The sequence below is a fragment of the Ponticoccus litoralis genome, assembly GCF_039769985.1.
Taxonomy (GTDB): domain Bacteria; phylum Pseudomonadota; class Alphaproteobacteria; order Rhodobacterales; family Rhodobacteraceae; genus Ponticoccus; species Ponticoccus litoralis.
In genome coordinates this window covers 3,208,179-3,222,209 of sequence record NZ_JBDNCH010000002.1, presented here as the reverse complement: position 1 = coordinate 3,222,209, position 14,031 = coordinate 3,208,179, and the positions used below count along the sequence as shown (strand labels likewise).

At 68.6% G+C, this 14,031-nt stretch carries 8 protein-coding genes and 4 pseudogenes; 7 read left to right on the top strand and 5 right to left on the bottom strand.

Going from position 1 to position 14,031, the window contains the following annotated elements; genetic code table 11:
• Positions 1-30: 30 nt before the first annotated feature.
• Positions 31-674: pseudogene (locus tag ABFB10_RS16995) on the bottom strand (GntR family transcriptional regulator).
• A gap of 184 nt (positions 675-858) precedes the next feature.
• Here ABFB10_RS16995 and ABFB10_RS16990 point away from each other — a divergent pair.
• A pseudogene (locus ABFB10_RS16990) lies at positions 859-2,053 on the top strand (UbiH/UbiF family hydroxylase).
• Between the two features lie 195 nt (positions 2,054-2,248).
• On the opposite strand, the gene ABFB10_RS16985 reads toward ABFB10_RS16990, so the two are convergent.
• The 3 genes and pseudogenes from ABFB10_RS16985 to ABFB10_RS16975 all read right to left on the bottom strand — a co-directional run bounded on the left by ABFB10_RS16985 (position 2,249) and on the right by ABFB10_RS16975 (position 4,482).
• A complete protein-coding gene (locus ABFB10_RS16985) occupies positions 2,249-3,373 on the bottom strand; it encodes an aminotransferase class V-fold PLP-dependent enzyme (RefSeq protein WP_347167401.1) in 1,125 nt (374 codons plus the stop codon).
• Between the two features lie 200 nt (positions 3,374-3,573).
• Positions 3,574-4,029 carry an Lrp/AsnC family transcriptional regulator gene (locus ABFB10_RS16980; RefSeq protein WP_347167400.1) on the bottom strand — a complete coding sequence of 152 codons (456 nt, stop codon included), beginning with the start codon at positions 4,027-4,029 and terminating at the stop codon, positions 3,574-3,576.
• A pseudogene (locus ABFB10_RS16975) lies at positions 4,026-4,482 on the bottom strand (Lrp/AsnC family transcriptional regulator). Before ABFB10_RS16975 ends, ABFB10_RS16980 begins: the two are co-directional and overlap by 4 nt.
• Positions 4,483-4,618: 136 nt before the next feature.
• Here ABFB10_RS16975 and ilvC point away from each other — a divergent pair.
• Positions 4,619-5,641, top strand: a complete 1,023-nt coding sequence (gene ilvC / locus ABFB10_RS16970) for a ketol-acid reductoisomerase (protein WP_347167399.1) — start codon at positions 4,619-4,621, stop codon at positions 5,639-5,641.
• Between the two features lie 287 nt (positions 5,642-5,928).
• Positions 5,929-6,492: a hemerythrin domain-containing protein gene (locus ABFB10_RS16965; RefSeq protein ID WP_347167398.1), complete on the top strand. Its 564-nt coding sequence runs from the start codon at positions 5,929-5,931 to the stop codon at positions 6,490-6,492.
• Between the two features lie 206 nt (positions 6,493-6,698).
• On the opposite strand, the gene ABFB10_RS16960 is transcribed toward ABFB10_RS16965, so the two are convergent.
• Positions 6,699-8,102: a serine protease gene (locus tag ABFB10_RS16960; RefSeq protein ID WP_347167397.1), complete on the bottom strand. Its 1,404-nt coding sequence runs from the start codon at positions 8,100-8,102 to the stop codon at positions 6,699-6,701.
• A gap of 837 nt (positions 8,103-8,939) precedes the next feature.
• On the opposite strand from ABFB10_RS16960, the gene ABFB10_RS16955 reads away from it, so the two are divergent.
• The 4 genes and pseudogenes from ABFB10_RS16955 to glyS all read left to right on the top strand — a co-directional run bounded on the left by ABFB10_RS16955 (position 8,940) and on the right by glyS (position 13,902).
• On the top strand, positions 8,940-9,923 hold the full coding sequence (locus tag ABFB10_RS16955) for a glycine--tRNA ligase subunit alpha (RefSeq protein WP_347167396.1): 984 nt from the start codon (positions 8,940-8,942) through the stop codon (positions 9,921-9,923).
• 2 nt (positions 9,924-9,925) lie between these two features.
• Positions 9,926-10,435: a DUF6446 family protein gene (locus ABFB10_RS16950; RefSeq protein WP_347168050.1), complete on the top strand. Its 510-nt coding sequence runs from the start codon at positions 9,926-9,928 to the stop codon at positions 10,433-10,435.
• A 278-nt stretch (positions 10,436-10,713) separates the two neighbouring features.
• Positions 10,714-11,469 carry a DUF1206 domain-containing protein gene (locus tag ABFB10_RS16945; protein WP_347167395.1) on the top strand — a complete coding sequence of 252 codons (756 nt, stop codon included), beginning with the start codon at positions 10,714-10,716 and terminating at the stop codon, positions 11,467-11,469.
• Positions 11,470-11,751: 282 nt separating this feature from the next.
• Positions 11,752-13,902, top strand: a pseudogene (gene glyS / locus ABFB10_RS16940) (glycine--tRNA ligase subunit beta).
• Positions 13,903-14,031 lie beyond the last annotated feature (129 nt).

Below are 14,031 nucleotides of genomic sequence, written 5' to 3'. Positions count from 1 at the left end.
TCCCGCGGCCGGCGACGGGCCGGGCACCGATCAGGCCTCGGCGGCATCCTGCTTCAGCCGCGTGACGAAGGCGACAGAGATGTGATCCCTCAGCGCGCTGTTCGCGGTACCGCCTCGTCGCGGCAGGCGATCGCCTCGACAATGGCAAGATGTTCGGCCAGCGCGATCTCTCCGCGCCCCTGCGCCGCCAGCGAGGTGGTCGCCATCAGCGCCATGGAGCGGTAGACGAGATCCAGCTGCTGGACGAGAAACCGGTTGTGCGAGGCAAGGTGGATCTGCTTGTGAAACCGCCGGTTGGCCCGCGCCAGCGCGGCCGGATCGTGCAACAGCGCCCGGTCGTCGGCGACCATGTCGCGCAGCACCCTGACCTCTTCCTCCGTGGCATGGCGGGCGGCCAGCCGCGCCGCCAGCCCCTCCAGCTCTGTGCGCACGGCGTAAAGCTCGGCCATCTGGTTGTGATCCAGCGAGGCCACGATCAGCGACCGCCCGTCCCGCGCCAGCAGCGATTGCGTTTCCAGCCGCTGAAGCGCCTCGCGGATCGGCGTGCGCGAGACCCCGAAGCGGTCGGCCAACTCGCTTTCCACCAGCCGGTCGCCGGGCCGGTAGACGCCGGAATCGATGGCGTCGAGGATCAGCGTATAGGCATCCTTTTGCGGCGTTCTGCCCTGTGTCATGACCCTCTCCCCTGTCGTTGCGACACGATACCCGTCTCGCGCGACCATGTTCAAGCCGAAGCCAGCCCCCGGCCATCCAACCGGGCCCGCCGCGACATTTCGCCCCTCGCAGCCAGCGGCCCGAGTGATAGCTCCTTGAAGGGGAACCGACGCATGTCGGCACGACTCGGGCAGGAGAAGGACCATGGACTGCGATATCCTCGTGTCTGGCGGTGGCATCGCCGGACTGACAGCCGCCGCCGCCTTTGCCGGGGCGGGTTTCCGGGTGGTCTGCGTCGACCCTGCGCCGCCGGTGACCGACGCCACGGCAGAGACCGCCGACCTGCGCACCACCGCCTTCCTGCAACCGGCCCGCGCCTTTCTGGACGCCGCCGGGCTCTGGAACAGGCTGGCACCCTTTGCCATGCCGCTGGAGGTCATGCGCATCGTCGACGCGGGCGGGCCAGAGGCGGAGCCGCGCGTGATGCGCGATTTCGCCGCCTCCGACCTCTCCGATGCGCCCTTTGGCTGGAACCTGCCCAACTGGCTTCTGAAGCGCGAGTTGTCGCAACGCCTGTCCGAACTTGCCGGCGTCGACTTTCGTCCCGGCACCGGCACGGTCTCGCTGTTCACCCGCGAGGGCGAGGCCCGCGTCGGCCTGAGCGACGGCAGCCGCCTGCGCTGCCGGCTGGTGGTGGCGGCGGACGGGCGTGGCTCTCCGATGCGGCAGGCGGCGGGGATCGGTGTGCGGACCACGCGCTTTGGCCAGAAGGCGCTGGCCTTCGCGGTCACCCATCCGATTCCGCATTGCAACGTCTCGACAGAGATCCACCGGACCGGCGGCCCCTTCACGCTGGTGCCGCTGCCCGACCGCGACGGCCACCCCTCTTCCGCGGTCATCTGGATGGAGGACGGGCCCAAGGCGCAGGCGCTTCATGCCCTCAAGGTGCCCGCCTTCGAGGCGGCGATGTCGGAACGCTCGTGCCATCTTTTCGGCCCGCTGACGCTGGCCACGCGCCGGACGCTCTGGCCGATCATCGCGCAGGAAGCCGAGCGGCTGTCGGGTCAGCGCCTTGCGCTGGTGGCCGAGGCCGCCCATGTCGTTCCCCCGATCGGCGCCCGGGGCCTAAACATGAGCCTGCGCGACCTTGCCTGCCTGCTGGATCTGGCCACCGCCGCACCCGGGCGGCTGGGCGATGCGGCGATGCTGGAGGCCTATGACCGCGCCCGCAGCGCCGACGTGCGGGCGCGGGTCGCGGGGATCACCGCGCTCAACCGGATCAGCCAGGTCTCGGCCCCGGCGATGCAGGATCTGCGGGCGGCCGGCCTCGGATGTGCTCTACGGGGCGAAACCGGTCAGGACGGCGCTGATGCGGCTGGGGCTTGGTACCGGCAGCTGAGCGCGAAGGGGGCCAAGCGCGAAGGGGCTCTGCCCCCCGGCCTTCGGCCTTCCCCCCGAGGGTATTTGCGGGACCAGAGAAGCAGCGGGCCAGTATCCTGCGGCCCGGTACCTCGCGGCACAGTGCCAGCACGGACCAACCGGCCCGCGGACCCCGGGCGCCCGCCCCGTGCAGGGCGGGCGCCCGGACCTGAGATCAGAGCACCGCGTCGACCGTGGCGCGCAGGCGTTCGACGGTGGCATCCACGTCGTAGAGCTTGTCGAGGCCGAAGAGGCCAATGCGGAAGGTCGAGAACCCCGCCGGCTCGTCAACCGCCAGCGGCACCCCGGCGGCGATCTGCATGCCCTTGGCGGCAAAGGCCTTTCCGGTCTTCACATCGGCATCGCCGGTATAGCTGACCACCACGCCCGGGGCGCCGAAGCCCTCGGCGGCGACCGATGCGATACCCTTCCCGGCGAACATTGCGCGGACCTTGTCGCCAAGCGCCCATTGCGCGTCCTTCAGCCGGTCGAAACCGTAGTCCCGGGTTTCCGCCATTGTGTCGCGGAACATCTTCAGCCCGTCGGTGGGCAGGGTGGCGTGATAGGCGTGGCCGCCGTCCTCGTAGGCCTTCATGATCTCGCGCCATTTCTTCAGGTCGGCGGCGAAGCTGTTCGAGGTGGTGTCCTGCATCCGCCGGGCGGCGCGCTCGGACAGCATGACCAGCCCGGCGCAGGGCGTCGAGGACCAGCCCTTCTGCGGCGCCGAGATCAGCACGTCGACGCCGGTTGCCTGCATATCGACCCAGACGCAGCCAGAGGCGATGCAGTCCAGCACCATCAGCGCGCCCGCGTCATGCGCGGCCTTCGCCATGCGGGTGATGTAGTCATCGGGCAGGATGATCCCTACCGCGGTTTCCACATGCGGGGCGAAGACCAGATCCGGCTGCGCCTCGGCGATGGCGGCCTCGACCTCTTCGATCGGCGGCGGAGCAAAGGGCGCGGTGGCGCTGTTGCTGGTCTGACGGGCCTTCAGCACCGTGGTCTCTCCGGCGAATCCGCCGGCCTCGAAGATCTGCGACCAGCGGTAGGAGAACCAGCCGTTGCGGACCACCAGCACCCGGGCCTCCTGTCCGAACTGGCGGGCGACCGCTTCCATCCCGAAGGTGCCGCCGCCGGGCACCAGCGCCACCTCCGCCGCGCCGTAGACCTCGCGCAGCATGGAGGAAATGTCGCGCATGACCTCCTGAAACTGTGCCGACATGTGATTCAGCGAGCGGTCGGTGAAGACCACCGAGAATTCGTCCAGACCCGAGGGGTCAACCCTGTCCAAAAGCGCCATGGCTCTCTCCATCCTGTTCCGGCCAAGACGTAGCGGCTGGTGCACGGATTGGCAAAACCCGAATTGCCGCAGCGCCGCCTGCCTGCCACTCCAAAGCCCCCGCCCCGGCGTCCCCCAAGCGCGCCGGGCGTGTCCACCCGCAGGGGCACGCCCCCGGGAGTGGGCCCGACCTCCATCACCGGCGGCATGCGCCGCCCCGGCTACAGCGGCCCCGGGCGGCGCTCTTCCGAGAGCATGACATTGGCGTCCAGATTGCCCACCCCCGGCAGCGCCATGATCCGCCGTCGCAGCACCCGCTCGAAATCGGAGAGGTCGCGCGCCACGACCCGCAGGCGGTAGTCATAGGCGCCCAGCACATGCTCGACCGTCTGCACCTCGGGGATCGCGCTGACGACACGCTCGAAGTCTTCCAGGCTGACGCGCCCCTTGGTGGCCAGCTTGACACCCAGAAAGACCGTCACGCCAAAACCCATGGCCTCGGCGTTCACGTCCAGCCGCGCGCCGCGAAAGACCCCCGCCTCGCGCAGACGCTTTATGCGGCGCCAGCAGGCGGGCTGCGACAGACCATGCGCGCGCCCCAGCGCCCCGGCGCTTTGCGTCATGTCTCTGGCCAACGCCCGGATCAGCGCGCGGTCGATGTCGTCAAGCACGATCACAGCGGCAGGGCCTCGTTCTCGAAGACACGGGCGACATGCATCAGCGCCTCTATGTCGGTGATATGCGGCAGGGTCAGCAGGTGTTCACGGTACAGTCTCTGGTAATGCGCCATATCCCGCGCCACGATCAGCAGGCGCACGTCCACCTGCCCCAGAAACGTCTGTATCTCAAGCACTTCCGGGACATCCCTCGGCGCCCTGGATGAACTCGTCAAAGGCCCTCGGCTGGGTCTTGTCAAGGGTCACGCGCAGGCTGACCTCGACCTCGTAGCCAAGCGCCTTCCAGTCCACCACGGCCTGCACCGTTCCAATCAGCCCGCGCCTGCGCAGCCGGTCCAGCCGCCGGGTCAGGGTCGATCCGGTGACCCCCGCCCGCTCTGCGAGATCCGACAGTGCCATGCCCGGGTCCGCCATAAGGTAGCGCAGAATGCGCCGATCCGTATCGTCGAGCATGAATTCTCCACCATTCCCCAACAAGACGCATGATTATGTTTCTTCTTGGCCCAAATACCTGAAAAACGCAAACACACTCACCACGGTCCGGCTAAAGTGCGCCCCATAGAACAAGAACCCGGAAGGATGTATCCCCATGCGCGTTTACTATGACCGCGACTGCGACGTGAACCTGATCAAGGACAAGAAAGTCGCGATCCTCGGCTACGGCAGCCGTGGCCATGCCCACGCCCTGAACCTGCGCGACTCCGGCGCCAAGAACGTCGCCATCGCCCTGCGCGAAGGCTCGGCCTCGGCCAAGAAATGCGAAGCCGAAGGCCTGCAGGTCATGGGCATCTCCGAAGCCGCGGCCTGGTGCGACGTGATCATGTTCACCATGCCCGACGAGCTTCAGGCCGAGACCTACAAGAAATACGTGCATGACCACCTGAAGGAAGGCTCGGCCATCGCCTTCGCCCACGGTCTGAACGTGCACTTCGGCCTGATCGAGCCCAAGCCCGGCGTCGACGTCATCATGATGGCGCCCAAGGGCCCCGGCCACACCGTGCGCGGCGAATACACCAAGGGCGGCGGCGTGCCCTGCCTCGTGGCCGTGCATCAGGACGCAACCGGCAAGGCGCTGGAAGTGGGCCTGTCCTACTGCTCGGCCATCGGCGGCGGGCGTTCCGGCATCATCGAGACCAACTTCCGCGAAGAGTGCGAAACCGACCTCTTCGGCGAGCAGGTCGTGCTCTGCGGTGGCCTTGTGGAGCTGATCCGCATGGGCTTCGAGACGCTGGTCGAGGCGGGCTATGCCCCCGAGATGGCCTACTTCGAGTGCCTGCACGAGGTGAAGCTGATCGTCGACCTGATCTACGAAGGCGGCATCGCGAACATGAACTACTCGATCTCGAACACCGCCGAATACGGCGAGTATGTCTCGGGTCCGCGCATCCTGCCCTACGAAGAGACCAAGGCCCGCATGAAAGAGGTCCTGACGGACATCCAGCGCGGCAAGTTCGTGCGCGACTTCATGGCCGAGAACCAGGTCGGTCAGCCCTACTTCAAGGCGACCCGTCGCATCAACGACGAGCACCAGATCGAAGCGGTGGGCGAGAAGCTGCGCGGCATGATGCCGTGGATCTCCGCCGGCAAGATGGTCGACAAGGCCAAGAACTGATCCCCGTTCACGGATCGGATCGAAAGGGGGCCCCTGCGGCCCCCTTTCTCTTTGGGGCACAGGGTATTCCGGGGCGTGCCCGGGTCATCCGGCCCCTTGTGCCGCGTCGTTTGACCGGGCCTGCGGCCCCCTGTCTGGCCGGATGGATTGGCCCCGCCGGTCCCGACGCCCCGCGCACAGCCCTTGACGGAAGACAGCACTCAGGCACTGAAAAGGGTGCGCGGCGGCAGCACCTCTGTGCGTCCATGCGTATTGTTATGATATAACGCAATCCCGATTTGGGTGTCATGACTTACGACATCACCCAACGCGAGGGGCTTCCGCCCGAAATGCGGACCCTCTATCGGGACCTGCCACGCGACGGCTGGCCGGATCACCCGGGCTTTCACAAGGCCACCCGCCAATGGATGGGGGCACATCTGGGCTTTCGCCAGATCGGCGCGCTGCTGCAGACAGAGACAGAGCGGTTTCTGGACGGGGAGACGCCAGAGGACCTTTACGCGGAACGGCTGGGCGCCTTCGGCGGGCGGCTGGTGGGCAACCTGCACGGGCACCACGCCCGGGAGGACCGGCGCTTCTTCCCGGAACTCGAAGCCGCCGATGCCCGCTTTGCCCGCGGGCTGGAGATGCTGGAGGCGGACCATGTGGTTCTGGACGAACGGCTCGACCGGCTTACCCGGCAGGCCAACCGGGTGATCACGCTGGAAACGCTGGACCCCGCCGGCATGGCCGAAGAGGCGAAGCCGCTGCGCGACACGCTGGAGGGGCTGAACGGCTTTCTCGACCGGCACCTGACCGACGAGGAGGACCTCGTCGTGCCCATCGTGCTGCATCACCGCCTGCGGGGGTAAACGGGGCGGCGGGGCGAAGGCCCTGCCGCCTTGAACATGTGCAAATCCCGGGGCCGCCTTGCCGCGGCGCCGGGTGGTGTACCGCAATCCCCCTCTGGCGCGTGCCCCCTGTCAAACCGGCAAAGCCCGTCAGCGGCCCTGCGCGCATGAAAAAGCCCCCGCGAGGTCCTCTCGCGGGGGCGTCTCTTGCGCTGTCGGTGGCGGCCTTACCAGCAGCCCACCAGCACCGTCATGTCGGTCGCCAGCGCGGTCAGGTCTTCGGGCGCCATCGGGCCCATTCCGCCGCGCGCGACCGGCTGGATGCCATTGTCGCGCAGGAAGTCGAGGATCATCTCGCCCTTGGCGGCAAAGCTCACCTCGTCCGGCAGCCGCCGCCCCTCTTCGTCGCCGCGCGGCAGCAGCATGCCCAGCACGGTGCCGCCCGCGTCGAAGACCGGGCCGCCCACGTCGCCGGGCAGCGCCGCAAGGGCAAGGCGCTTCATCTCTTCCTCGCCGCCGAGGCCGCGCAGGTCCTCAAGCGTGCCGAAGGTCAGCGTAGGCGCCGCCAGCACCCCACCGAAGGAGAAGCCCGCAACCGCGACCTCGGATTGCAGGCGGGGATCACCGGCGCGGAACTGCGCGACACGGCGCGGCGCCAGCCGGTCTTCAGGCATCAGCACGGCAACACCCAGCGCCGGATCGGACGCCAGAACCCGCGCCGTGTAGACGCCGTTCAGGGTGATCCGCTCGCAAGAGGCAACCATGTCCGACGAGGTCAGCACCGTGCCGCGCGTCTCGATGAAGAAGCCCGAGCCCGTGGCCTTGGCTGTGCGCACCTTGAGACCGGACACCAGATCGACGGACTGGCCGTCGTCGCTGACCTCGGCGGCGCTGAGAACGCCCTCGGTACGCTCGAAGCTGGCGCGCATCAGGCCCAGCACGCGGGTCCGGCGTTCCTCGTCGCCCGCGGGCCAGATCAGCGTGAAGCCCTTGATCTGGCCGTTGCGCAGCGAGACCTCGGTATGGCTGACGATGCGATCGTTGGCCCCCTCGATGACAAAGCCGCCGTTGTCGCGGCTGCGCTCACCCTCCAGCGGGACGATCTCCAGCGTCTGCATGACCTCGTAAAGGCCATTCATTGCCGACAGGTCTCCGGGCTGCGAGATCAGCAGCGCGCGGGCCTGAAGATCGCCCGAGGGGCGGAAGATCGCGAAGGGCGCCTCGTAGCGGTCGAATTCCAGCACGCCCATGGGCAGGTCCATGGCGATCCCGGCGCGCGGATCGGCGTAGCGGGCCAGCTCCATGCCTTCGAGCACGGCGTAATATTGCCCCAGAAGCTGGTCACGCTGGCGGGTGGTCAGGATGCCGGTGGCGTCGTGGCCGTTCTCGGCCTGCCATGCGGCCATGGAACGCCGGGTGCCGCCACCAAAGGCGCCGTCGATGCGGCCCTGGTAGAAACCGGCCCATTCCAGGGCGATCTGCAACTCGTCGCGCTCTGCCCGGGTCAGTTGCGCCTCCGAGGCACGGGCCTCGCGCGGGGTTTCCTCGGGGACCGGTGCGGGCTGCACCGGCGCGGCCTCGGGCGCGGCCTGCACCGGCTCGACCACCGGCGCGGTCTGCGCCTGTTGCACCGGCTCGGGCTGTGGCGCGGGGGCTGCGGTATGCGCTGCGCGTTGGCACCGACGGGCCAGAACTGGCGGCCGTAGGCATCGGCGGTTTCGATGTAGCTGTCGAGCGGAATCGCGCGACGCGCCCGCAGGTCCTGCAACTGGCGCTCTGCCTCGGCGCGGGTGAAGGGGCCGATGGCGATGCCGTACCAACCGCCACCCAGCGCAAAGCCGCTGACGTCCTGAAGCCGGTCGGCGTAGGTCCGCACGCTGGCCTGCGCACTGTTCAGCGAGGTCCGGGCCTCAAGCTGGATAAAGACGCTGTCATCCGGAGACTGCGCGGAGGCGGATTGTACGGCGATGAAGGCCGCAGCGGCCAGTGGCGAGAAACGTTTTCGTCATGGTCAATCGGGCCTCTGTCGGCCCCGGGCTCCCTCGTGAACAGTTCCCCAATGTCTTAAGGGCAGCCCCGGCGGGTTGCACGCAAAATCAAGGGCGTTCGCGGCCACGTAAAGCAGATGTGACGGGGGCGGCACATCGCGGCGGCCCACCCTTGCCGATGCGTGGACACGGCGCGGCGCCGCGACAACAGCGGTCAGGACGCACAGGCCCGAGCTCGGAACCCTGCGGCGGCGCCCCGGCTGTTCCGGGCGCCAAAGGCCCCCGGCACCGGGCGGAGCCTGCCGTGATGACCCGCCAGCGCGGCGCCCATGCCGCAAAGCGCCCCGCCCCGTAGGGCGCCCACCGCGATGGCCTGCCCACCGCCCTGCCCGGGCACCCCCGGCGGCATCGCGCCGCCACAGCCGCTGCGATCATGCGTCCCGCCGCGCGGTCCCGTTGGTCATTGAAGCCCGGCGCGAAATGCGGCAATCAGGCGCCAACCTGCCGGAAGGAGCCCACGGACCATGGTTCAGACCGTCCCCACCCAGACGAAACCCGCCTGTTTCCGAGGAGATCATCCTGGCGCTTCAGACCTACTGGGCCTCCAAGGGCTGCGCCATCCTGCAACCCTACGACATGGAAGTGGGCGCCGGCACCTTCCACCCGGCCACCACCCTGCGCGCGCTGGGGTCCAAACCCTGGGCCGCCGCCTATGTGCAGCCCTCGCGCCGCCCCACCGACGGGCGCTATGGCGAGAACCCCAACCGGTTGCAGCACTACTACCAGTATCAGGTGCTGATCAAACCCAGCCCGCCGGACCTTCAGGCGCTGTACCTGGGCTCGCTCGAGGCCATCGGCATCGACATGGGCCAGCACGACGTGCGCTTCGTCGAGGACGACTGGGAAAGCCCGACGCTGGGCGCCTGGGGGCTGGGCTGGGAGGTCTGGTGCGACGGCATGGAAGTCAGCCAGTTCACCTATTTCCAGCAGGTCGGCGGCCACGACTGCACCCCGGTCTCGGGCGAGCTGACCTATGGGCTGGAGCGTCTGGCCATGTATGTGCTGGGCATCGACCACGTCATGGAGATGCCCTTCAACAACCCGCAAAGCCCGCAGCCGCTGACCTATGGCGACATCTTCCGCCAGACCGAAGAGGAATACTCGCGCTGGAACTTCGACGTGGCGGACACCGAGGTGCTGCTGCGCCATTTCGAAGAGGCCGAGGCCGAATGCGCCCGCATCCTGTCGCAGCCGCACGAGGACCCGAAGACCGGCAAGCGCATCGTCATGGCGCATCCCGCCTATGACCAGACCATCAAGGCCAGCCATATCTTCAACCTCCTGGACGCGCGCGGCGTGATCTCGGTCACCGAGCGGCAGGCCTATATCGGTCGCGTCCGGGCACTGGCCAAGATGTGCGCCGATGCCTTCGTCCAGACAGAAGCCGGAGGGTTCGCGGCGTGAGGATGGGCCAGTTCCTTGCCGGGCTGACGGTCTTCTGCGCCCTGGCTGCGGGCTTCGGCGTCTGGTACACCAACGTCTACGCCTTCTACGACACCGTCGAGCCGACCGGCGAGGACGTCCAGCTGACGACGCTGGCGGGCACGCCCGAGGTCATCCCCGTCGAGGCCTTCGAAGGCATCGACGCCGACAGCTCTCCGATCCGCTACCGCGCCTGCTTCACCACGGCGCTGTCGCTGCCCGAGCTGACCGCGACCTACGCCCCCTACGAGGGCGCGGAACCCAAGATCACGCCCGCGTGGTTCGACTGCTTCGACGCCGAGGCGCTGGGGACAGAGATCGCGGCGGGCCGCGCGCAGGTCTTCACCGGAGTGCGCAACATCGAATGGGGCATCGACCGGGTCGTGGCGATCACCGAGCAGGGCCGCGGCTACGTCTGGCACGAGATCAACGACTGCGGCGCCAAGGCCTATGACGGCACGCCGCTGGGCGAGGACTGCCCGCCGCGCGACTGACAGCACGGGCCGCCCGGCGCCGGCGGCCCCGCCTTGTCCCGCCCGCTGGCGGCGCAGCTGTCCAGCCGAACGGATCCTTCGCCGCTGTTGCCCATGCCAGCGCCCTGTTTCCGGACAATCCGGGAACCCGATCGCCCCTCAGGCGCTTCTCTCGCAACCGAGAGGAGCAAGACAATGTCCGACAAAGCCCCCGCCTGGGTGGTGCCCGTGATGCGCGCCGGCTACGGCGCCCGCGCCGCCACCTATACCGTCGTGGGGGGCCTGGCCGTCCTCGCCGCATGGCAGGGGGGCAGGCGCAGGGCACCACCGATGCGCTGGCCGACCTCAAGGGCCAGACCTCGGGGCTGATCGCGCTCTGGGCCATCGGGCTGGGGCTGATCGCCTATGCCCTCTGGCGCGTCATCGCCGCCTGGATGGATCTGGAATGCCGGGGCACCGATGCCGGGGGCCTCTTCGCCCGCGCCGGGCTTCTGGTCACCGGGGCCATTCACGCCGGTCTGGGTGTCTCTGTTCTGACCACCGCGCTGCGCGGCGGCGGCGGTGAGGGCGGCGGCACCCAAAGCCTGACCGCGCAAGTGATGGCCCTGCCCTACGGGCCGCTGATCGTCGGCGCCATCGGTCTCGGCACCATCGGCGCCGGGGGCTACTACGTCTACAAGGGCCATGCCGAGACCTACAAGGACCACATCCGCGTCACCCCCACGACCCGCAGTCTCGACCCGGCGATGAAGGCCGGATGCGTGGCGCAGGGCGTGGTGATCGCGGCGATCGGCGCGCTGATCCTCTACGCCGCCCTGACCGCCGACCCCGGCGAGGCAGGCGGCGTCGGCGAGGCGCTGCACATGATCCGCTCGCAGCCCTTCGGGCGCCTGCTGCTGGGCGCCATCGGCCTCGGCCTGATCGGATTCGCCATCGAGAACCTCGTCGAAGCGCTCTACCGCGTCGTGCCCGCGCACTCCGGCGAGGACGTCATGACCTTCGCCCGCCGCGCCGGGCTGAAGGCCGAGGGCAAGCTGGCCGAGGCCACCGCCTGACAAGCCGTGGGCGGGGCCTGCGAAGGGCCCCGCCCCTCTCCACTGCCGCCAAGACTCTGCATTCCCCCGCGCTGCCGCCAGCCCCGGCGCAGAGACAGGTTCCCTAAATCGAACCGACGCACCCGCACCCTGCCCCTTCTTTGGTCCGGCAAATACCTCGGGGAGCCCGAGGGGCAGCGCCCCTCGGTCCACTGGCCCCCACGAGTCCCGCCATATCCGCTTGCCGCCCCTGCCCCGGCCCGGTAATCACCCCCGACCACGATGCCGCAGGGAAAAGACGTCATGCCCGACCTTCTGATCGAACTCTTCTCCGAGGAAATCCCGGCACGGATGCAGGCCCGCGCCGCCTCCGACCTGCAGAAGATGGTGACCGACGGTCTGGTCGAGGCCGGTCTGACCTATGCCGCCGCCCGGGCCTTTCATACGCCCCGCCGCCTCGCGCTGGCGATCGAGGGGCTGACCGCCAACTCTCCCACCCTGCGCGAAGAGCGCCGCGGCCCCAAGGTCGGCGCGCCCGACAAGGCGATCGAGGGCTTCCTGCGCGGCGCCGGTGTCACCCGCGACCAGCTGGAAGAGCGCGAAGAGAAGAAGGGCGCCTTCTATTACGCCACCGTCATGACCGAGGGCCGCCCCGCGCAGGCCATCGTCGCCGAGGTGCTGGAAAAGACCATTCGGACCTTCCCCGGCCCAAGTCGATGCGCTGGGGCGCGGGCACGCTGCGCTGGGTCCGCCCGCTGCACCGCATCCTCTGCCTGCTCTCGGACGAGGGCGGCGCCGAGGTCGTGCCGCTCGACATCGACGGCATCAAGGCGGGCGCCGAGACCGAGGGCCACCGCTTTCTCGCCCCCGCCGCCTTCACGGTCAGTGGCTTCGACGACTACGCGGCCAAGCTCAAGCGCGCCTTCGTGGTGCTGGACGCCGGCGAGCGCGCCGAGACCATCCGCAACGACGCCGCCAGCGCGGCCTTCGCGCAGGGGCTTGAGGTGGTCGACGACGAGGGCCTGCTGGCCGAGGTCGGGGGGCTGGTCGAATGGCCCGTGGTGCTGATGGGCGAGATCGACGAGGCCTTCCTCGGCCTGCCGCCCGAGGTGCTGCAGACCTCGATGAAGGAACACCAGAAGTTCTTCTCGGTGAAAAACCCCGGGACGGGCCGGATCGAGAAATTCGTGACCGTGGCGAATGTCGAGACGGCGGACAACGGCGCCACCATTCTCGCGGGCAACCAGAAGGTGCTTGCGGCGCGCCTGTCGGATGCGAAGTTTTTCTGGGACAACGACCTGCGCGTGGCGAAGGACGCGGGCCTGAGCGCCTGGACCGACCGCCTGTCCAACGTGACCTTCCACAACAAGCTCGGGTCGCAGAAGGACCGCATCGACCGCATCGCGGCGCTTGCCCGCGACCTCGCCCCGCTGGTCGGCGCCGAGGCGGATCAGGCCGAACAGGCCGCGCAGGTCGCAAAGGCCGACCTCTCGTCGGAAATGGTCTACGAATTCCCCGAATTGCAGGGCCTCATGGGCCGCTACTACGCCGAGGCCGCGGGCCTGCCCGAGGCCGTCGCGGCGGCGGCACAGGAACACTACTCGCCGCTCGGCCCCTCCGACGCCGTGCCCACGGCGCCGGTCTCGGTCGCCGTGGCGCTGGCCGACAAGATCGACACGCTGACCGGCTTCTGGGCCATCGACGAAAAGCCCACCGGGTCGAAAGACCCCTACGCCCTCCGCCGCGCCGCCCTGGGGGTGATCCGGCTGGTGCTGGCAAATGGCTTGCGGTTTGAGTTGGCAGAACTACTCAAAGTCGCAATCACGCGCGCCCATGGGTCTGCCTTCGGAAAGACAATCGTTGCCAAGATCGATGAGTCCGGGGGCCTACACGATCCCAAACCTCACGATCTTGACCCAGCCATTTCCTCCGACCTCCTCGCCTTCATCCACGACCGGCTCAAGGTCCACCTGCGCGCCGAGGGCATCCCGCATGACGTCATCGACGCCTGCCTCGCCATGCCCCGAGCCGACGACCTCACCCTGCTGGTGAAGCGCGCCGAGGCCATGGCCACCGTCCTGAAGACCGAAGACGGCAAGAACCTCGTGCAGGGCTTCAAGCGCGCCAACAACATCCTCACGCAGGCCGAGGAAAAGGACGGCGTCGAATATTCCTACGGCGCCGACCCCAAGTTCGCCGAGACCGACGAGGAACGCGCGCTCTTCACGTCCCTCGACGCGCGTCGACACCCGCATCAAACCCGCGATGGAAGCCGAGGACTTCGCCACCGCGATGGAGGCCATGGCCACGCTCCGCGCCCCCATCGACGCCTTCTTCGAGGCGGTGCAGGTCAACAGCGACAATTCGGTGGTGCGCCGCAACCGGCTCAACCTGCTCAGCCGCATCCGCCAGACCTGCCTGCAGGTCGCCGACCTGACGCGGATCGAGGGCTGACCACCCGACGGCGGCCCCCAAAGGGCCGCCGCCCGCCGAACATACGGCCAGCCCCGCCGAAGCACCCGATCCGCGCCCCCGGCACCGCGATCTGCCGCGACAGAACCCCGCTGCCGCCTTCTCTATCTG